We start from the raw sequence: 20,251 nt of genomic DNA, 5'->3' as shown, positions 1-20,251 counted from the left end.
GGGGGTGCGGTTGCGAGGGGGTTTCGCGTTCGATTAGCATCGCCCGCGATCCTGACCAGGCACTTTGCAGCAGATGGCACAGCAGACTCCGCACCTGTCTTCGAACTCGTCGGAGATCCTCGAGCGGCAGAAGAGAGCCGAGGCACTTCGGGCGAGCGGGATGACGGTTCGCGAGGTGGCCATCGAGCTGCGCTGTTCCATGCACGTCGCCGGAACGCTGCTGGCCCGATCACATGATCCACGCATCGACACTGGCAACTCTGACTGGCTCAACGGGCTGCCGCATCGAACCGCCAGAGCGTTGCTGGCGCTCGGATTTAGCAGTCAGCATGGAGTGGCAAGCGCGCTGGCCGAAGGATCCCTCAACAGCGGCACGCCGGGCTTGGGCCCTAAGACGGTCGCCGCCATCGAAAAGTGGCTGAGTCGCGTGCGCGTCCCGAACTGAATCGAGGCCAGTGACTCGCGGAGCGAGCCGTCAACGAATCAGAGGCCGGGAGAACCTCCGATTGAAGGCCGTTGCGCTTAGCCTTTCAGGACAGCGACACCGCTCATGTTCCGACTCAGCCTCTGCAAGTCCGAGTCTTAATTCGCCTGGAATTCAGCAGCCCGTGACACCAGAGGACTGCTTCAATGGGCTCTCCTTCTCATCCATTGGAGGCCTTTCGTGAAACACCACGGTCTCGGTTCGCGCCGCGAAGGCGATGGCGTTGCAATTGCCCGGTCCGACGGCCCACCGCGGCCCGTCCCCCACAGCAACATCCTGCGACTGCCGGCGGTCAAGACGAGGACGGGCCTGGGCAAGTCCACCATCTATCTGCTCATCAAGAAAAAGCGCTTCCCGCAGCAGGTCGTGCTGTCCACACGTGCCGTCGGCTGGTACGAGCACGACATCGACGACTGGGCGCGTTCTCGCCGCAACGCCGCCAAGTGAGGGTACGAACGCGTCAAGGCGGGTCGTCAGCCGCCATCGAGCACGGGGGCCTCGGCCCTCGGGGTCAGTCGCCTCGGCCGCCGCCGCGAGTGGTCGAGTCTCGCGCGACCAGCGCGGTCGCTTCGTCCAGGATCCGACGCAGCGGCGTCTCCAGAATCTGACGGTCGACCGATCGCCGCCGGCACGCCGCCATCTGCTCACTGAGCGTGGCCTTGGCCCGGCCGAAGTGGCGCGCGACCGACGACGCCGAACAGACGCGGTGCCGCAACGCCAGCAAGCCGACGAGCGCCCGTCCACGCGCCCCCTCGGAAGATGACAGCTCGCGCAGCGGCGTCCCACGTCCCAGCTGCATTTTTGCAGCGACCCAAACCTCCAGCAACCGCAAGGCGCCTTCGACCTGCGACGAGCCACCTGCGGCAATCAGTGCCGCTGCCGCTCCGGTGACGGCCTTGGCACCGCTCGGGCGTGGACCCAGGGCGCCGGTGGCCAGTTGCAGGCCTCGCCCGAGCTCCCACTCCCGCCATGCCTGTTCGGACGGACGTTCAGCAACCCAACGGCGAAGGGATGCGCGCGCACCCTGCACCGAGTCGCCGAACAACTTCAGCACCGGTCGGGCGTCGAAGCCGCGGGCCGGCGTGAGGCCGAGCAGGATGCGGAAGGCTCCGTGCGGATAGTGCGTTGGCGTCGCACTCAGGCCGAGCTCCACCGGACGCCAGGCGAGTGCCCTGACCTCATGCTTCAGCGCCTCCACCGTCTCGATGCACCGCGCGGAATACCGACCGGCCATCACAGGACTTCGCAGGGGCTGCGCCTCACGGACCCAGCGCGACACCACATTGCCCACCGCACGTGCGACGCTGCCCACGGAGTCGCCGGAAGCGATCGTCGAGATGGCGTGGAGTTCACCGGGCAGAAGCAGGTAATCCACCAGCTCCCTTCCCTCTCGCTCGTGCGCTCCGAGCAGTCGCTCGCGTATGCGTGCTGCCAGCGAGGGGTCGGCAAAGAAGCTGCGCCCCACGGCGGCCTGCCACGTCAAGGCCCAAGTCGTCGATGAACGGTCGTGCCCTTGATCTCCTGATCTTGACTTCGTCATGCAGCAATGACGATCCGGCCGCCGTTTCACTCAGCGCTGCATCAATCTCCATACCGTCGTGCGAACTCGCTCGGCAAAGCTTCAGAAATTCAGGGCGAACCAGCGACAGCACGAGTCCCTCCCACTCGCATGGGTGCCCGTCTTATCCGACCGACGTCGGTGAGCAGTTATGCTGGCGCGATATGGCGGATGCGTTGGAGCAGGTTTCGCCCACTCATCTGCCTCCGCCGTGGAACACGACCTCCGAGAAGTTCCAGCGCATGGCAGCCTTCGCCCCGGCGACATGATTGCCACCGTGACGCCAAGAACCCGCCACGCGCAAGACAGGACTGCGATGGAGATCCGCTTCACCAAGCACGCACGCGCGATGCACAGCATCGAAGAGACGCATCGTGCATCGGGGCCGGACCTCCGCATGCGAGCACGGGAGACGGGCCCGACACTTCCGCATGATCTGGTGCACGCCGCAGTGGAGGCCGCGCTCGGTCTGGAACGCGGCTTCTGGGGAGCGGTCAACCGGGGTGCCACGTTCGCCGGGTTCGAACCGATGTGGCCTACGCGTCACGCGCGAAGCGGGCTGAAGCAACTCCGGCAGGTGGGCGAAGTCGAGATGGCGGTGGAGCACAAGGTGTCCTGGGCACACCGGGTGTGGAGCGGACAACGCACTGAAGGTGCTGGGCTCGGCCCTCCTCCGCTCGCGCCGGTCGAACTCTCCGTGACCTCCCTGGCGCTGGACAGGGCGATGGAGAAATGGCGCCTGACGCCCGAGGACGGCTCGCTCGTGTGGTACTGGTGAAAGCAGGCCGCCTGCTCTGCACGGCGATCAGCCCTTTGTCACGAGACCGCCAGGAGATATCAGCGCACCACAACTGACGAGTCGCGGCTCCGCCGGGGGCTCGAGAACTTGCGCTCCGCAGGCGCCGACACGACGCCACCCGCTGGTTGAGGGGTATGCGTACAACTCCAGTCGTCCTCCCGCTTCCTGCAGGTGCAGATCGTGCAAGTTGGCCATCGCCCGTGCGAAGCCCATCAAGTCCGCGGTCTTGAACTCCCCGCTGACCCGCAACGAAGCCAGCCTCTCGCGATCCACCAGCACGATGGGCGTTCGGCTGTAGCGGTTCATCTCGGCCACCGCATCCGCGAGCGACACGTCGACGAAGCTGGCGAGGCTGCGCTTCCACGCCAGCAGGCTCTCGATGTGGGGGCGGTCGAGCGTCTGTGTCCATCCACCGATGCCGGCGCGGTGGATGAGCTGCAGGCGCTGGCCGGCCTGCAGGGCCAGCGGCGAGGGAAGCGCGTCCTGGCCGGATGCGGTGCCCTCGGCATGCCAAACGATCACCTGGCCCTCCACCAGCGTCACCGACAACGAATTGGCCACGTCGGCACGGCCGCCCTGCAGGCGCACCGCGAAGGTCGTCCCGACCGCAACGACCTCGGCCCCGGCGGCTCGCACGACGAAGGGCCGCCGTCGATCCCTTGCTACTTCGAAGAGGGCTTCGCCCGCTTCGACCGTGACAAGGCGCTGCTGGCTGCCCAGGGACACGCGGACGCGCGAGGCGGTGTTGAGGGACACCCGGCTGCCGTCGTCGAGCACGATCAGCTGCTGCTCGCCCACGTCGGTCACATGCCGTCCCAGCTCGCGCCACTGCTGGATGCCGATGCCCACCGCCGCACACACGACCGCCAGGCCGGCGCCGAGCACCCACCGCGCACGACGCCAAGCCCGCCCGGACACGCGAGCCGCGCCTGATGGGGAAACCGCACGGGCGTAGGCATCGCCCAGCGTCAACCGTGGAACGTCCTGCCACGTGTCAGTGCACTTCTCCAAGGCCCTGCGATGCGCTGCGGAACGTGCCTGCCAGGCCAGGCAGTCGCGCTCCATGCGCGCAGAGCGATCCGGCCCATGCAGGCGCGCCACCCAGACCGCCGCTTCCGCCAGGACCTGCCGCGGAACGACGAGCGGTGCGTCGCCACGGTCGCCTTCTTCCAAGACAGTCTGCGGACGGCTCACGCTACCAGCCCTCCATCCCGCTCGTCAGCAGCAGCGTCGCCTTCGCGATGTGCTTCTCCACCGCACTCACGCTCACCCCGTGATGCCGGGCGATGTCCTGGTAGCGCAGACCGTCGACGCGGTGCGCCAGGAAGATCTCCCGCGTTCGAGGCGGGAGCTGACCCAGGCACTCGCTCAGGCGGACCATCCGCTCGCGGGCCAGCACGATGTCTTCGGTCCCGGGCGAGCCGTCGATCAGCACCACCTCGTCCACCACCAGCTGCTCGCCGCGGTTTCTCGCCACGCGGTGGGCGTCCAGGGACAGGTTCAGCGCAGCACGCATGAGGAACGCCTCCGGTTCGATCACCTCCTGCTCATAGCAGGCCAGCCGGACCCAGGCCTCCTGGACCAGGTCCTCGGCATCTTGTTCGCTGCGACCACGCCGCATCAAGGCAGATCGCACGCGCGCGAAGGCTGAACGCCAGTTGCAGATCATCGACGTAGCATCCTTGCGACGGACTCGGCACTCGAACGACAAGACCGGCAGTACACCGGCTTGAGCGGACCCTCCCAGGACCTGTCTCCGGGCGGGATTGTGCGCGAGCCCCACCGAACGAAAGTGCCGGCATTCCGACGCAAGGTCCAAGTCCCAAGGCGCCCAACCACCGCCCCACACCACCAGCCGGTGCGCATCGTGCGAACCGGCGGTGCCACCTTCAGCGATGTCACCCCGTCGCGTGTTCGGCCGTTCCCGCAAACGGTCGGCACCGACGTCCGATGGACCGCCACGAACGAACGGAACCGCGGACATCGACCGAACGTCCGGGCATCCATTGCCACCCCAACGTTGATGCAAGCCTGCACCGCCGCGAGATTCACGCACCTGCTGCGGACGAACCGCAGCGCCGGGCTCGAAGTCGAGCCCCTACAGGAAGCCCGTCATGCAGCAACGACACACGGTTTCACCTGCACAGATCACCGATGGAAGAGCCTGCGTCCGCGGAGAGCGCTGGCACACCCATCTCGTCCGAGTCGGGTCCGGCGTGGCCGCCCGAGATCGGGAGCGGTTCCGACCCGGACTGCGCGCGGAGTCCTGGGCCCTGTTCCAAACACGCGAACAGATCGACACGTACGTCCAGGAAGACCCGCGCCGCTTCACCGACCCGTTGCCACACGCTCAGCTGCAGTCGGCCTTCGCCCGGGTCTTCGATCGCGCCAACCAACGCATGGCGGGCAACGAGGCGTGACGGCGGAGAACGACTCCGCACGCGCGCTCGACGCGATCACGCGCATCGCGAGCGCCATAGACGCGCCCGAACTCCTGGAATGCCTCCACGTGGCCACAGATGCCCTCGGTGCCAGCGGCAGCCTCTACACCGCTTCCATCCCGGAGAACGAACGCGAGACGCTCAATCTCAGCCTCTATGCCTGCGATCCCACCTTCGCCCAGCAGCAGCGGCAACTGGGCCCCCTGGTGGACCACCCCTGGTTCCGATTCGCGCGCTCCCATTCCATGCCCGGCACGCACCTGGAGGTCGAACTCACCCATGACTCCGATGCCGCCGCAGTGGCACTGGCGGCCCGCTACGGGTTCCGCGCGTGCCTGATCGTGCCCGTGTCCCAGAGCGCGGCGGCGAACCGCGTCGAGATGCTGTGCCTGGGCAGCGACAACTCGACCCTTTTCGAAGACCCCCAGACCGCTCGAATCAGAACACTCGCACGCGCCCTGGCCGGCGAGCTGCACGATTGGCTAAGCCGCTACCTGAGCGCACGCCTGCGCGAAGCTGCCCGCCTGCAACCCTCCGACATCGAGCTGCTGCGCATGGAATACGAGGGCTTGGGAACGAAAGAGATCGCGCAGCGCACCGGCATGACCTCCGCGTCCGTCGACTCCCGCTTCCAGCGCATCAACGTCCGGATGGAGTGCGCCAGCCGCAAGGCATCCGCCCGGCGCGCGGCCGCCTATGGCCTGCTCGAAAAGCGCTGACACACCCAAGAGGGGGCTACCACTCGAGGCCGCGAGCGGCAATGTCGGCTTGGTGATCTGCGGTACGACGTTGTGAACGAAGATCCCACGCCCCCGGGGCGATCACTTCACCGCCCCTCGTCGATCCAACGGCCGCGACGATGCCCCGCGACTTTTCGCGTGCACAACGAGCGCCGTGAGCTCGTCTAGCAGCTAGGCGATCACCCGTGACTCGATTGAAGGCCAGGAACACCCAAGCCGACGCCCGCTCCTCCCAGCCGCCGATCCGCACGTCTCAGTACCGCTTCAACCTTGGTGAGCGCCACCTCAGTACTACTGGCGAACATGCCCCTGCCCTTCAGGCGCCGAGGAACTTTGAACGGGCCAAATGACAACGACTGCCGAGACATATCAGACACGGCCTCATACACCCTCGCCGTCGGGAAGTGCACGCTCAGAGACTTCAGGGCCGCTGCACTGTCGGCTCCAGTCACGCGGCCAAGCAAGTCCACGCCCCGCCGAGCCAAGTCGCGAAAGAGCTCGTCCCAGCCAACCTCTGGCGATACGGCCCAGGGGCCCAGCAGCTCCAGCTGACCGTCCTGGGACTCCGCGACAGCCCATCGAACGCCCTCCTGACCAACTGCGCTTGCGTCAATGGGGCGTATTGGAACCGTGTGGAAGGTGACGTTCCGATACCGACTACAAAGCGGAAGTGCGCGCCAGGCACCGCGGATCATCGTTGGCTGCACATCCATCTGGACCTCCAAGGTGCATTCATATCGCGGACGCGATGTAGAGAAGGAGTGCACAACATCCGCTGAGTTAAATATAACGTGGTTTAAAGCGATCTCAAGTTTGACGCTCCTGTGCATGCAGAAGCGGGCAGTTCGAAGGGGTCGACCAGCAGGCGCGAAGTCATTCGATGGCGTGCTCGCACGCGCGTTTGGTTCAGTTGTTCGCGCCGCCAGAACTGAGGAAGGGGTCGCTCAAGAGACGCTCGCTCACATGGCGGGTGTCGAGCGCTCGCACATGGGAAAGATCGAACGTGGCGAACACATGCCAACACTCGCGATGATCATCAAGATCGCACAGGCACTTGGACGCAGCTCAGGCGAGCTACTGTTGGAGACCGAAGCTCTACTCCCGCCAAATCTGAACGTGTCGCCGAAAGAAATTCACCCGACGTAGGTCGGGCTGCGATCAAGTCAGTTTTCGGAGACTCTAGGCATTGAAGGCCGACTGGCGCAACGCGCTGGCTGCCCTTCGACGGGCAAGTACGGTGAACTTTAGAGCTGCATGCGAGCGCCATGGTCGTCTTCCTCCAAACAAGGCGCACCGTTCGCGGAGAGTCGTGGCGGGCACAACGGTCTCTGAATGCCAGCTCTAGACTGACTGCTGTCGGTCGGCGTTGGAGGCTGAATGACGGCAGTGTCTGAAACAGGTCATTCGACGATCTCTCGTCCTGACAGCCGCTGTACGCAGAGCGGGCGCCGGGCCGCTTTGGGATGATTTCGCGTGATCAGCGCAGGTCCGGGCGCGCTTTCTCAAGGCCTGCTGCGCGGTTGTTACGATGCTGCGGCGCCCGAGGAGCGCCCGCACACCGATGAATGCCGTAGAAATCGAACAAGCCATCTCTGACTTGGCACTCCAGCCGTTTGACGCTGCCGAGTTCCCCTTCGCCTTCCTGGCCGCCTTTGGCAACAAGGAGGTCACGCTCAAGCGCCTGCGCGCGGGCAACAACAATGCGTCGGACGTGCCCGGCGGCGTGCTGCTGCGAAACCACATCCACATCGCCGTCTGCCCGCCCGGCGGCACGGGCGCCGGGTTGCAGGCACTGCGCAGCAGCCCGGCCACCGCCAAGGGCAAAGCTAAGTTCATTCTGGCCACCGATGGCCAGACGCTCGAAGCCGAAGATTTGGTCGGCGGCGACACCATCGCCTGCGACTACCCCGCCTTCAGCGATCACTTCGGCTTCTTCTTGCCCCTGGCCGGCATCACCACCATCCAGGAGATCAAAGACAACCCGGTCGACGTGCGCGCCACCGGCCGCCTGAACAAGCTGTACGTGGAGCTGCTGCGCGAGAACCCCGACTGGGCCACCGACGAGCGCCGGCCCGACATGAACCACTTCATGGCGCGGCTCATCTTCTGCTTCTTTGCCGAAGACACCGACATCTTCAACGGCGAGGGCCTGTTCACCCGCACGCTCGAACAGTTCAGCGAGCGCGACGGCAGCAACCTGCACGAGGTGCTCGAAGCCATCTTTCGCGCCATGAACCTGCGGCCCGCCGAGCGGGCACAAGCTGGCCTGCGGCCCTGGGCCGACCAGTTCCCCTACGTCAACGGCGGCCTGTTTTCAGGCAGCACGAGCGCCCCGCGCTTCACCCGCATGGCGCGCACCTACCTGCTGCACGCCGGCACGCTGAACTGGCAGCAGATCAACCCCGACATCTTCGGCAGCATGATCCAGGCCGTGGCCGACGATGAAGAGCGCGGGGCCCTGGGCATGCACTACACCAGCGTGCCCAACATCTTGAAGGTGTTGAACCCGCTGTTTCTTGACGACCTGCGCGCCCAGCTCGCGGCGGCTGGCGACAACAAGGCCAAGCTCTTGAACCTGCGTCGCCGCATGGCGCGCATTCGCGTGTTCGACCCGGCCTGCGGCTCGGGCAACTTCCTCGTCATTGCCTACAAGCAGATGCGCGAGATCGAGGCCGAGATCAACCGCCGCCGGGGTGAGGAGCATTTGCGCAGCGAGATCCCGCTGACCAACTTTCGTGGCATCGAGCTGCGGCACTTTCCGGCCGAGATTGCGAGGCTCGCCTTGATCATTGCCGAGTTCCAGTGCGATGTGCTGTATCGGGGGCAGAAGGAGGCGCTGGCGGAGTTCTTGCCGTTGGATGCAAAGAACTGGATCGTGTGTGGCAATGCGTTGCGGCTGGATTGGTTGAGCATTTGCCAGCCGACGGGAACAGGCGTGAAGATCATTGCTGACGACCTGTTTGGGTCGCCGTTGGAGCAGGCGGAGATCGACTTTGAGAACGAGGGCGGGGAAACCTACCTCTGTGGTAACCCGCCCTATAAGGGAAGTCAGGATCAGACCCCGAGCCAGAAAGCCGACTTGGCGGCAGCGTTCGGAGGAAGAATCAAGTCCACCAAATCGGCGGACTACGTCGCGGGATGGTTCATTCTTGCGCGTGACTACATCGCGAAGTCTGATGCCGCCTCAGCGTTTGTGACGACAAATAGTATCAATCAGGGGCGGCAGGTTTCGCTCCTCTGGCCAGCGATTCTTTCGAGCGACATCGAGATCACGTTCGCCAGGCCGTCGTTCCCGTGGAGCAACCTTGCTTCCAAGAAAGCCGTTGTCACGGTATCGATTGTTGGACTGGCTAGGAAATCTAGCCGGACCAAGCTGGTCTTTACAGGAGAAACGGTAAAGGAGGCCACCTACATCGGGCCGTACCTCGTTCCCGACCAGGATGTGATCGTTGCACCCTCCAGCCGTCCCCTGTCAGTGCTCTCGCCGATGACCAATGGCTCGATGCCTAACGATGGGGGCGGACTCATCTTTAGCCCAGACGAGGCTCGCGATTTACTGAGCACTAATCCAGAGGCATTCCCCTTCGTGAAGAAGCTATTGGGTTCGAATGAGGCGATCCACGGGGAGCATCGATTTTGCCTTTGGATACCAAATGAGTCGCTCGCTGATGCGGTCTCAATCGAACCCATTCGTCGGCGTGTAGAAGTCGTTCGGAAGCATCGGCTGCAGAGTGATCGGGAGACAACCAACGAATTAGCAGCGACGCCGCACCTTTTCGGTGAGATTCGGCATACCGGGGAACCTGCTCTCGTGATCCCACGGCACAGCGCGGAGGACAGGCCGTACCTGCCATTCGACTGGCTGGACGGGAGCACAGTGATTGGTGACAGTGCGATTTCCCTCCCTAACTACAGGATGTGGGAAATTGCCCTCTACGCCTCTCGACTGCACCTTGTATGGATTGCTACGGTATGCGGGAAGATCGAGATTCGGTTCCGTTACTCAAACACCCTCGGATGGAACACCTTCCCCGTTCCGCGCCTCACCGACCAAAACAAGGCCGACCTGACCCGCTGTGCCGAGAACATCCTGCTCGCGCGCGAGGCACATTTCCCTGCCACCATCGACGAGCTCTATGACCCGGAAAAGATGCCGGAGAACCTGCGCCAGGCTCACGAGCACAACGACGAGGTGCTGGAGCGCATCTACATCGGCCGCCGCTTCAAAAACGACACCGAGCGGCTGGAGAAGCTGTTTGACCTGTACACGAAGATGACCGCAGTGGCAGCCAAGGCCGCGCCCGCGAGGAAGACGGCCAGGAGGGCCAAGGCATGAGCCGGAAGAAGCCCACGAAGCCCGCCCCCGGGCTCGACCTGCCGCCCGGCCTGAGCCTGCAACCCGAGGGCTACGCCGGCTGGCTGCTGGAGCTGAAGGGCCGCATCTACACAGCACAGCAGCGCGCGGCGCTGGCGGTCAACCGCGAGCTGGTGCTGCTGTATTGGCAGATTGGGCGCGACGTCTTGGTGCGCCAGGCCAGGCAGGGCTGGGGCACGAAGTCGATCGACCACCTAGCGCACGACCTGCGAACCAATCAAATGGTGGATTCTTTGCCGCCGGAATTGCAGACCAGCCGGCCGAGCATCGAGCAGATTGAAAGCTAAATGACGGGCAACGACAGCCCCGACGACCATCCCATGGGCGACAAACCATGAACAACCCAACCAACTTCGACACCGTGCCTTCGGTGTCCATCACCACGGCGCGCACGGGCGCGGCTGCGAAGGCCAACGAGCTCGGCATGCGCACGATGCAGGAGCGGGCTTACGCAAAGCGTGGCGAGCAGTACCTGCTGATCAAGTCGCCACCGGCCTCGGGCAAGAGCCGGGCGCTGATGTTCGTCGCGCTGGACAAGCTGCACAACCAGGGGCTGCAACAAGCCCTGGTGGTGGTGCCCGAGCGCTCGATTGGCGGCAGCTTCGCCGACGAGGCCCTGACCCAGCACGGCTTCTACTGGGACTGGCAGGTCGAGCCGCAATGGAACCTGTGCAACGCGCCGGGTGTCGATGAGCCGCGCGTGGCCAAGGGCAAGGTCGAGGCCGTGAAGAAGTTTTTGGCGAGCACCGACAAGGTGCTGGTCTGCACCCACGCGACTTTTCGGTTCGCGGTGGAGGAACTGGGCATCGAGGCCTTTGACAACCGCCTGATCGCCATCGACGAGTTTCACCACGTGTCGGCCAACCCGGACAACAAGCTGGGAAGCCAGCTGGGCGCCTTCATCGCCCGCGACAAGGTGCATGTGGTGGCGATGACGGGCTCTTACTTTCGCGGCGACAGCGAAGCAGTGCTGTCGCCCAGCGACGAGGGCAAGTTTGAGACGGTCACCTACACCTACTACGAGCAGCTCAACGGCTACCGGTGGCTGAAGTCGCTCGACATTGGCTACTTCTTCTACACCGGCCGTTACGTCGATGCCGTGGCCAAGGTGCTGGACCCGGCGCTGAAGACCATCGTCCACATCCCGAGCGTCAACTCGCGCGAGAGCCTGAAAGACAAGGAGCGTGAGGTCAACGAGATCATGCACGCGCTGGGCGACTGGAAGGGCATCGACGAGGCGACCGGCTTCCACCTGATCCTGGGCAAAGATGGCCGCACCCTGAAGGTGGCCGACCTGGTGGACGACAGCGATGCGGCTAAGCGCTCGCGCGTGCTGAGCGCCCTGAAAGACCCGGCCCACAAGGATGACCGCGGCCACGTGGACATCATCATCGCTTTAGGCATGGCCAAGGAGGGCTTCGACTGGATCTGGTGCGAGCATGCCCTGACCATTGGCTACCGCAGCAGCCTGACCGAGGTGGTGCAGATCATCGGCCGTGCCACGCGCGACGCCCAGGGCAAGGAGCGCGCGCGATTCACCAACCTGATTGCCGAGCCCACGGCCGAGCAGTCGGCGGTGGCTGAAGCCGTGAACGACATGCTCAAGGCCATCTCGGCCAGCTTGTTGATGGAACAGGTGCTGGCCCCGCGCTACGAATTCACGCCGCGCAACGCCGGGGCGCAAGAAGGCTTCGACTACGGCCCCGACGGCTACGTGGAAGGTGGCAAGAACCTGGGCGTGAACAAGGAAACCGGCGAGATCCACATCGAGATCAACGGCCTGGCCAAGCCCAAGAGCAAAGAAGGCAAGCGCATCTGCAAGGAAGACTTGAACGAAGTCATCGCCGCCTTCATTCAGGACAAGACGGCGCTGGAGCGCGGCACGCTGGACAAGGAAAACACGATCCCCGAGGAGCTGACCCTCGAGCGCCTGGGCAAGATCGTGCGTGAACGCTACCCCGAGCTGAGCGAAGCCGATCATGAAGCGGTGCGCCAGCACGCCATCGCCGTCATCAACATCACCCAGCAGGCGAAGCTGGCGCTGGACACGCCCGAGCAGGCGCAAGCGCCAACCGGCAGCGAAGGTGGCGCTGAAGACGGCGCGCGCCCGAAGGGCAACACCGACTTGATCGACGGCGTGCGCAAGTTCATCAACGTGCGCGATCTGGACATTGACCTCATCGACCGCATCAACCCGTTCGAGGCGGCGTATGCGGTGTTGGCCAAGACCATGGACGAGAAGTCTTTGCGTCAGATTCAGACGAGCATTGCCGGCAAGAACATCAAGATCACCGAGGACGAGGCGCGGGAGCTGGCCAAGCGCGCTTTGCAGTTCAAGAACGAGCGCGGGCGCGTGCCTGACATCAACTCGGCCGACGCCTGGGAGAAGCGGATGGCCGAGGGCGTGGTCGCTTTCGCGCGATATCGAGCCCAAGCCAAGGCGGCACAGGCGCAGGGGAGTGCGGCCAATGGCTGACCTCGACGACGACGAGCTGCTGGAGGCCTTGGGCGTTGAGGTCGCGCCCATCAAAGCCGGGGGGCGCACGCCGCGAGAAGAACGCATCATCGCGGGCTTCGAGGACATCCTGCGATTTTTCGACGCGCACCAACGTGCGCCGAAGCACGGCGAGGGGCGTGACATCTTCGAGCGGCTGTATGCCGTGCGGCTGGATCAGCTTCGAAAGCTGCCAGAGGCACGCGCCTTGCTCGCCGAGATGGACAGGCCTGGCTTGCTGGCCGAGCCGTCATCGACACCGGCCGATCCAGATGCACTGGACGAAGATGCCTTGTTGGCCGCGCTGGGTGTCAGTAGTGATCCGGCCGACCCGGCGGACATCACGGTGCTGCGGCATGTGCGCCCGCTTGCCGAGCGACAGGCCGCAGAAGAGATCGCCGAGCGAACCCCCTGCGAGGACTTCGAGAAGTTTCAACCGCTGTTCGAGCGCGTGGAGCGCGAACTTAAGGAGGGCATGCGCAAGGCCATCCCGTTCAAGGGAGAAGCCAGCGTTGAGCAGGGCAACTTCTTCATCGTTGGTGGGCAGTTCGCCTACGTCGCGGAGAAGGGCGAAGAGTTCGAGACCAGCAGCCGACAACCCGATGCGCGGCTGCGGCTCATCTACGGCAATGGCACCGAGAGCAATCTGCTGATGCGGTCGCTGCAAAAGGCGCTCACCCAGGACGGCAATGGGCGCAGGCTGAGCGAGCCGGATGCGGGCCCGCTGTTCAGCACACCGGCTGGGCCACAGTTTGGCGATACCGCCGAGGCGGATGACATCGAGACGGGCACGATTTACGTGCTGCGCAGCCTGTCCACGCACCCGTTCGTTTCAGAGCACCGCATGCTGATCCACAAGATCGGTGTCACGGGCGGCAAGGTGGCGACCCGCATCGCCGATGCCGAGAACCAGGCGACCTACCTGCTGGCCCCAGTCGACATCGTGGCCGAGTACACACTTCACAACCTAAACCGAACCAGGATGGAGAACATCTTCCACCGGCTGTTTGGTGCCGTACAGCTGGACCTGACGATCGAGGACCGTTTCGGCAAGCCGGTGAAGCCCCAGGAATGGTTTTTTGTGCCGCTGCAGGTGATTGACGAGGCTGTGGAGCGTATTCGGGACGGGTCGATCACCCAGTATGAGTACGAACCGCGGACGGCCAAGTTAGAGAGAGCCCCCACGCGGAATTGAACACTGTGCGACTGCTCTGCGCCGGTCAGCGTCAGTTCGACCTTCGCCACCTACTGACCGTACCCGCTGCAATGCCGACCTTGGCGATCCCCGTTTGAAGCGAACCCCTGACATTGTTCTGATCCGGGTTCGAGGCGTTTTGGCGATGGAAGGGCCCCGAATTCCGTTCAGATCGCTCGACACGCGTTGCGGCGAGCCGCTGAAAACGCCCTGAACTTCAGCGCCTACGGAGGCACGCCCAGGCCTAGATTCCTATCCATGGAATCAACCGCACAACCTGCCTGAGCAACATGGACGCCACCACGTTCCTGGCACTTGCCGCAACATGCGCCCCGCTGGTGCATGCCACCACCGCGCAGGCGATCGCGATCACTGAGAGCTCGCTCAACCCTTTGGCTATCGGCGTGGCCGCCGATAGCCTCAAGCGCCAGCCAAACAACCTACCTGAGGCGCTCACGACCGTGGCCGTGCTTCGGGTCCAAAGGCGCGACTTCAGCCTCGGCCTCGGCCAGATCAACGCGCGGAACCTTTCGCGTCTCAATCTGTCGGTCGCCGACGCCTTCGACCCCTGCAAGAACCTCGGTGGTATGCAGGCCGTGCTCTCCGAGTGCTACGCACGCGCTCCCGGTCGACCCGATTCACAACGCGCGCTGCGCGAGGCGCTCTCCTGCTACTACAGCGGGAACTTCACCACCGGCTTCCGGCATGGCTATGTGGCCCGCGTGACGCAGCACGCACGAAGACTGGAGCGGGCACCTCCGTGATCTGACGCTTCCAAAGCGCCTCCCCTCGCCTCCCTTTTTCATGTGATTGAGGAATCGATCATGGGCATTGCTTCGCGTCACATTTTCAACACCAGCGCCCCGGCGGTCGCTCTCATCGCGCTGCTCCTAGCACCGCAGGCGTCCTTCGCTCAGGGCTTCGAGCGCATCAACACCACGGTCGTCAACGTCAACGCGATCCTCGTGACCGTCTCAATTGCCGTGGTCACGATCGCCATCATCTGGGCCGGGTTCAAGATGATCTTCCAGGGCGCACGCCTGGTCGACGTCGCCAACATCCTCATCGGCGGTTCGCTGATCGGTGGAGCCGCAGCAATGGCGACGTACATAGCTGGTTAAAAGAGCGGATATCGACATGCAAGCCGAGATCATCTACAAAGGCGCCACCCGACCAGCCATGAAGCTGGGCGTGCCCCTGGTGCCACTGGTCGTGTTGGTGGGCAGTGGACTGCTGCTCGTGGTCTGGGGCGGCACCCTGGTCAGCTGGTGGCTCTCACTGGGCGTGATGCTGGCCAGCGTCCCGGCCTTCGCCTGGATGCGCTGGGTGACCCACCAGGACGACCAGCGCTTCCGGCAGATGTTCATCGCGATGAAGCTCCGCCACCAGGATCGCAACGCGCGGTTCTGGAAGGCACGAAGCTATAGCGCACACGTGCTGCGCGGCGCTCGGGAGGACTGGCATGCTTAGGCCCCACGTCGCCAGCCGCCCGGGCGCCCAACCCGTCCAGCCGCGCCACTGGGCCCGGGCAGCCGCCGAGAACCCCTTGGCGCGTTTCATCCCCTTCTCGTCGCTGCTGACGCAGCACGATGTGATCACCCGCGGCGGTGACTTCATGCGCACGTGGCGCCTGGCCGGCGTGCCGTTCGAATGTGCGGACGAGCAGGTGATCTCGGAACGGCACGAGGCCTTCAGCAGCCTGCTGCGCAACCTTGCGGGTGGCCAGTGGGCGATCTGGACCCATCGCCTCCACCGGGCGGTGCGCGACGCCCTCGCGGATCCCGAAGAAGCCGGCTTCGCCCGAGACCTGTCGCAGGCCTACCAGCACCAGCTGGGCCAGCGACCGATGATGAGCAACGAGCTCTATCTCACACTCGTCTATCGGCCCAACGCATCGCGCATGGCGCGCACGCTGCAATCGCAAGCCCGATCGAAGGACCTCATCGCGGCGGCCCATGCCGACGCCCTGCGGATCATGGAAGAACGCAGCGCGCTCGTCGACCGCGTCCTGAGGGGCTTCGGGCCCGAACTGCTCGGCACACGGTGGGATGGGGCGCGCGCGTACTCGGAAGTGGCTGAGTTCCTGGGCTACCTCGTCAACGGCATCTGGCGGCCTGTACCGCAACAAGCTGGCGCCCTTTACCGAACACTGCCCGTCACCCGTCTGTCCTTTGGCGGAGACAAGCTGGAGCTGCGCAGCCACCGCACCCCGCGCTACGCGGCGCTGGCCGACATCAAGGAATACGCCGACGCCGTCGAACCAGGCATCCTGAACGCCCTCCTCTACGAAGGAAGCGAGTTCATCGAGACGCAGAGCTTCTCGATTCTTCCGCGACGCGAAGCCATGCGCGCGCTGGAGTTGCAGCGCGACCAGCTGATTGCCAGCGACGACGTGGTCGAGACCCAGGTCGCCGCCATGGACGTTGCTCTCAACGAGCTCGGTGACGGCCAGTTCTGCATGGGCGAGTACCACTACAGCCTGGTGGTGTTCGGCGATGACGTGACCGATGCAGGGCGCCGCGCCGCGCAGGCGATCGGCGCCGTCGGCGAGGCCAGCAGCCTGCAGATGGCTCCGGTCGACTTGGTAGCCGACGCGGCCTGGTTCGCGCAATGGCCGGGAAACTGGCAATGGCGGCCCCGTGATGCCAAGCTGTCCTCGCGCGCCTTTGCCGCTCTGGCCAGCGGCCACAACTTCGCGCGCGGAAAGCGGGACGGCAACCCCTGGGGCGAAGCCCTCGCCCTGCTGCGCACACCATCCGGCCAGCCGTTCTACCTGAACCTGCACACCAGTCCGGCGAAGGAAGACTCGTCGGACAAGAAGCTGCCGGGCAACACGCTCATCATCGGCTCGACAGGGGTCGGCAAGACCACGCTCGAGATGTTCTTGCTGACGCTCACCCGCAAGTGGCGCCCTGCGCCGCGCCTGGTGCTGTTCGACCTGGACCGGGGCTGCGAGATCGCGATCCGCGCGCTTGGCGGCAAGTACTTCACGCTGGAGGCGGGCCAGCCGACCGGCTGCAACCCGCTCCAGCGCGATCCGACGCCTGCACGCATCCAGTTCTGGGAGCAGCTGCTGCGCACGTGCCTGTCCACGCCGGCCCTGCCACTGCTGCCGTCGGACGAGCGGGCCATCGCAGACGCGGTCAGGGCGGTGGCGATGATGCCGGCGAACCTGCGCCGCTTCTCCACCGTCCGCCAGAACCTGCCGAAGACCGGCGAGAACAGCCTCTACGAGCGGCTGGGCCGCTGGTGCGAGGGCGGCGCGCTCGGTTGGGTGTTCGACCAGGCCGACGACCGGCTGATGGACCTGCACCAAGCACCGGTGATCGGCTTCGACACCACCGAGTTTCTCGACCTGCCCGAAGTGCGCACGCCGGTGATGCTCTACCTGCTGCAGGTCATGGACGAACTCGTCAACGGCGAGCGTCTGATCTACGTCATCTCGGAGTTCTGGAAGGCACTCGACCACGAGATCTTCAGCGACTTCGCCAAGCAGAAGCAGAAGACCATCCGCAAGCAGAACGGCCTGGGCATCTTCGACACGCAGAGCCCGTCCGACGTGCTGCGACATCCCATCGGCCGCACGATGATCGAGCAGAGCGTCACCAAGATCTTTCTGGCGAACGCAGAAGCGGTCAGGCACGAGTATGTCGAAGGCTTCGGGCTCAGCGAGGCAGAGTTCGACATCGTGCGCAGTCTGGGCGCCCAGGGTGGCCGCCGATTCCTGGTCAAGCAGGGCCACGCCAGCGCGATCTGCGAGCTCGACCTGAGTGGTCTCGAGCACTTCATCACCGTGCTGTCCGCCACGACGGACAACATCGCCCTGCTGGATCAGATCCGCGAACGGCATGGCGACGATCCATTCAATTGGCTGCCGGTCCTGCTTCAAGCGGTGCAGGACCGCAAGGCCCGAAATGCGAGGAAAGACGCATGAATACGTCGCGTCTCCTCCTCGGCATCGTCGTCGCATTCCTTGGCATCGACGTATCGGCCCAGTTCGTCAAGGGCAACGAGGCTGTCTCCGCCTCCAATGCCGGTCAGGCGGAGCTGCCGCCTCCCCGCAAGAACCCTCAGAAGCCGTGTGCCCCTGACAAAGCCTGTCATGCGGGTGCGTGGTACATGGTCGAGACAAATGACGGCCTGCAGGAATGCACAGAGCCCTTCGCGCGGCCGGACTCGTGCCGGCCATCGTCGTACGGGTCGACCAAGCGCTACCGGCTATGGGTGGTGAAGTCCAAGGGCATCTGGTTGCTATGTGAGTACCCGAGGTTGAACAGCCGATGCGTGGACATGTCCGCGCGGCCGCCTGAGAACCTCGCGTTCCCCGCGCTTCAGTAGAGGTGGATCATGTTCCAGTGGGTTGGGGGCCTATTCGATCGAGTGCTGGACAACTACGTCTTGTCCGTAGTGTCGAACCTCATCTCCGCCATCACCCCTCTGGCGCTTTCGGCTCTCACACTTTGGGTGGGCCTGTACGGCTGGGCGGTGATGCGCCAGGACGTGCCCGAATCGATTCCGACGTTCACGTGGAAGGCGTTCAAGATCGGCTTGGTCTTGGCATTCGCGCTGCAGTCGGGCTTCTACATCACCAACGTCTCGGAAGCTGCCAACTCACTTGCACTGGGCGTAGCGACGACCTTCCTGCCAAGGAACGCAGATCCCGCGACGTTGACATCCCCGTTCCAATTGTTGGATCGCTTCAACGACCAAGCCGGAGCTCAGGTCGCAGAGATGATGCGAGAGGCCAGCATGTTCCGGCTCGACCTCGTCCTCGCCGCCACGGTCTTCTCCATCGGCTCGGTCGCCTTCCTGTGCATCGCGCTCTTCGTCGTCACGCTGTCAAAGGTGCTGATGACGTTCGTCATTGCGATCGGCCCCCTCTTCATCCTGTGCCTCGCTTGGCGACCCACCCAGCGCTTCTTCGACAGCTGGCTGTCCATGCTGCTCAACACGGTGGCTTTGACTTGGTTCGCCTTCTTCGCGCTCGGACTGAGCACCTATGTTGGGTCGCAAATGTTCGACGCCATCAACAGTGCCGGCGGACTTGCGGGCGACGCCCTCAACACCTTGGGCGAAGCGACTCGGTATTGCATCCTGATGATCCTGATGGGCGTCATTTGCTTCCAAGCCCCGAGCCTCGCGTCGGCCCTGACCGGCGGTCCTGCCGTGCAGCAGGGCCTGCAGATGGTCCAGAACGCCATGATGATTTCCGGGCTGCGCTCGGTCTCCGCATCACGGGCGACGTCAACGACGCACGCGCCGTTTACTGGTCCGACCCAGGGCGGTGCCATCCGACCCTCAGGCGCTCTGCGCCAAGCAGCCGTCTCCGCCAGCGCTTCGGTTCGCCACGCCGCCGGCGCGGTCCGCACGGCCGCCTATCGACTTGCCGCACAGCGGGGCCGCGTCTGAACGTACATGGCCGTGCCCCTTTCTCCTCCAGCCTCACCAAGGAGCCTACCCATGAAAACTTCCGTCAAGTTCATCGCTGCCGCAGCCATCGCGCTGGGCGGCACACAGGCCCGAGCCCAGGGCATTCCCGTCATCGACATCGCCAACCTCGTCCAGACCATCATGCAGGTGCTGAACGACTACACGGACACGGCCAACCAGATCGAGCAGCTGACCCAGCTCGAAACCCAGGTGCGCAGCATCACCGGCTCGCGCAACCTCGGACAGATCCTCAACAACCCGGCGTTGCGCAACTACATCCCGCCCGAGGCGCACGCGGTGCTGAACACCGTGACGACCGCCGGATACGGCGGGCTAACCGGCACTGCGCGTCAGTTGCGCGACGCCGCCATGGTCTACAACTGCCTGGACCGCCAGGGCACGGACCGCACCACCTGCCAAGCCGGGCTGGCTCAGCCGTACCAGCAGAAGGCATTGCTACAGGACGCCATGGTGGCCGCGGGTGGCCGCCTGCGCCAGATCAACGGCCTCATGGACCAGATCAATGCGACCGACGACCAGAAGGCGGCGCAGGAGATCCAGGCACGGATCGGCGCCGAGAGCGCGTTGCTCGCCCACGAGCTGTCGCAGATCCAGATGCTTCAGGGCATGGCCGACAGCGAGGAGCGCATCGCACGCTCCCGTGACCGCGAGCGTCAGTACCAGAACCTAAGCCGTACCGGTCGGATCGCCGACTTCCTGCGCTGACTTCCGGAG

Annotated in this window: 19 protein-coding genes and 1 pseudogene; 17 read left to right on the top strand and 3 right to left on the bottom strand. The window is 64.5% G+C overall.

Going from position 1 to position 20,251, the window contains the following annotated elements; translation table 11 throughout:
* Positions 1-73: 73 nt before the first annotated feature.
* Positions 74-445: a hypothetical protein gene (locus tag JI745_RS00395; RefSeq protein ID WP_201802904.1), complete on the top strand. Its 372-nt coding sequence runs from the start codon at positions 74-76 to the stop codon at positions 443-445.
* A gap of 219 nt (positions 446-664) precedes the next feature.
* Positions 665-931: an AlpA family transcriptional regulator gene (locus tag JI745_RS26680; protein WP_310738429.1), complete on the top strand. Its 267-nt coding sequence runs from the start codon at positions 665-667 to the stop codon at positions 929-931.
* A 64-nt stretch (positions 932-995) separates the two neighbouring features.
* Here the strand turns inward: JI745_RS26680 and JI745_RS00385 are convergent, their stop codons facing one another.
* Positions 996-2,024 carry a hypothetical protein gene (locus JI745_RS00385; RefSeq protein ID WP_201802903.1) on the bottom strand — a complete coding sequence of 343 codons (1,029 nt, stop codon included), beginning with the start codon at positions 2,022-2,024 and terminating at the stop codon, positions 996-998.
* 283 nt (positions 2,025-2,307) lie between these two features.
* Between JI745_RS00385 and JI745_RS00380 the strand changes: the two genes are divergently transcribed.
* Positions 2,308-2,820: a hypothetical protein gene (locus JI745_RS00380; protein WP_236674858.1), complete on the top strand. Its 513-nt coding sequence runs from the start codon at positions 2,308-2,310 to the stop codon at positions 2,818-2,820.
* A 27-nt stretch (positions 2,821-2,847) separates the two neighbouring features.
* On the opposite strand, the gene JI745_RS00375 is transcribed toward JI745_RS00380, so the two are convergent.
* Together JI745_RS00375 and JI745_RS00370 are read right to left on the bottom strand one after the other, a co-directional pair.
* Positions 2,848-4,035, bottom strand: coding sequence for a FecR domain-containing protein (locus JI745_RS00375; RefSeq protein WP_310738428.1), 1,188 nt, complete (start codon positions 4,033-4,035; stop codon positions 2,848-2,850).
* Position 4,036: 1 nt separating this feature from the next.
* A complete protein-coding gene (locus JI745_RS00370; RefSeq protein ID WP_201802899.1) occupies positions 4,037-4,510 on the bottom strand; it encodes an RNA polymerase sigma factor in 474 nt (157 codons plus the stop codon).
* A gap of 445 nt (positions 4,511-4,955) precedes the next feature.
* On the opposite strand from JI745_RS00370, the gene JI745_RS00365 reads away from it, so the two are divergent.
* From JI745_RS00365 to JI745_RS00300, 14 genes and pseudogenes are all read left to right on the top strand, one after another.
* Positions 4,956-5,261 carry a hypothetical protein gene (locus tag JI745_RS00365; protein ID WP_201802898.1) on the top strand — a complete coding sequence of 102 codons (306 nt, stop codon included), beginning with the start codon at positions 4,956-4,958 and terminating at the stop codon, positions 5,259-5,261.
* Positions 5,258-6,001 carry a sigma-70 region 4 domain-containing protein gene (locus JI745_RS00360; RefSeq protein WP_201802896.1) on the top strand — a complete coding sequence of 248 codons (744 nt, stop codon included), beginning with the start codon at positions 5,258-5,260 and terminating at the stop codon, positions 5,999-6,001. The genes JI745_RS00365 and JI745_RS00360 overlap by 4 nt, the downstream gene beginning before the upstream one ends.
* 849 nt (positions 6,002-6,850) lie before the next feature.
* Positions 6,851-7,168 (top strand): helix-turn-helix transcriptional regulator, encoded by a 318-nt coding sequence (locus JI745_RS00355; RefSeq protein WP_201802894.1) that lies wholly within the window; start codon positions 6,851-6,853, stop codon positions 7,166-7,168.
* 415 nt (positions 7,169-7,583) lie between these two features.
* Positions 7,584-10,358 carry a class I SAM-dependent DNA methyltransferase gene (locus JI745_RS00350; protein WP_201802892.1) on the top strand — a complete coding sequence of 925 codons (2,775 nt, stop codon included), beginning with the start codon at positions 7,584-7,586 and terminating at the stop codon, positions 10,356-10,358.
* Positions 10,355-10,609: pseudogene (locus JI745_RS00345) on the top strand (DUF1016 N-terminal domain-containing protein); the annotation flags it as partial. The gene JI745_RS00350 and the pseudogene JI745_RS00345, both read left to right, overlap by 4 nt.
* 122 nt (positions 10,610-10,731) lie before the next feature.
* Positions 10,732-12,873: a DEAD/DEAH box helicase gene (locus JI745_RS00340; RefSeq protein WP_201802889.1), complete on the top strand. Its 2,142-nt coding sequence runs from the start codon at positions 10,732-10,734 to the stop codon at positions 12,871-12,873.
* Positions 12,866-14,086, top strand: coding sequence for a GIY-YIG nuclease family protein (locus JI745_RS00335; protein ID WP_201802887.1), 1,221 nt, complete (start codon positions 12,866-12,868; stop codon positions 14,084-14,086). The genes JI745_RS00340 and JI745_RS00335 overlap by 8 nt, the downstream gene beginning before the upstream one ends.
* 290 nt (positions 14,087-14,376) lie before the next feature.
* Entirely contained in the window at positions 14,377-14,850 is a 474-nt protein-coding gene (locus JI745_RS00330) for a lytic transglycosylase domain-containing protein (protein ID WP_201802885.1), read from the top strand.
* A gap of 60 nt (positions 14,851-14,910) precedes the next feature.
* Positions 14,911-15,207: a TrbC/VirB2 family protein gene (locus JI745_RS00325; RefSeq protein WP_201802883.1), complete on the top strand. Its 297-nt coding sequence runs from the start codon at positions 14,911-14,913 to the stop codon at positions 15,205-15,207.
* Positions 15,208-15,223: 16 nt separating this feature from the next.
* Positions 15,224-15,556, top strand: a complete 333-nt coding sequence (locus tag JI745_RS00320) for a VirB3 family type IV secretion system protein (protein WP_201802882.1) — start codon at positions 15,224-15,226, stop codon at positions 15,554-15,556.
* Positions 15,549-18,020: a VirB4 family type IV secretion/conjugal transfer ATPase gene (locus tag JI745_RS00315; protein ID WP_201802881.1), complete on the top strand. Its 2,472-nt coding sequence runs from the start codon at positions 15,549-15,551 to the stop codon at positions 18,018-18,020. The genes JI745_RS00320 and JI745_RS00315 overlap by 8 nt, the downstream gene beginning before the upstream one ends.
* On the top strand, positions 18,017-18,424 hold the full coding sequence (locus JI745_RS00310) for a hypothetical protein (protein ID WP_201802880.1): 408 nt from the start codon (positions 18,017-18,019) through the stop codon (positions 18,422-18,424). The genes JI745_RS00315 and JI745_RS00310 overlap by 4 nt, the downstream gene beginning before the upstream one ends.
* A gap of 9 nt (positions 18,425-18,433) precedes the next feature.
* Positions 18,434-19,495, top strand: coding sequence for a type IV secretion system protein (locus JI745_RS00305; protein WP_201802879.1), 1,062 nt, complete (start codon positions 18,434-18,436; stop codon positions 19,493-19,495).
* A gap of 51 nt (positions 19,496-19,546) precedes the next feature.
* Positions 19,547-20,242: a type IV secretion system protein gene (locus JI745_RS00300; RefSeq protein ID WP_201802878.1), complete on the top strand. Its 696-nt coding sequence runs from the start codon at positions 19,547-19,549 to the stop codon at positions 20,240-20,242.
* The last annotated feature ends 9 nt before the right edge of the window (positions 20,243-20,251 follow it).

Source organism: Piscinibacter sp. HJYY11 (genome assembly GCF_016735515.1).
Lineage (GTDB): Bacteria > Pseudomonadota > Gammaproteobacteria > Burkholderiales > Burkholderiaceae_C > Rhizobacter.
This window is presented reverse-complemented; position numbering and strand designations above follow the sequence as displayed.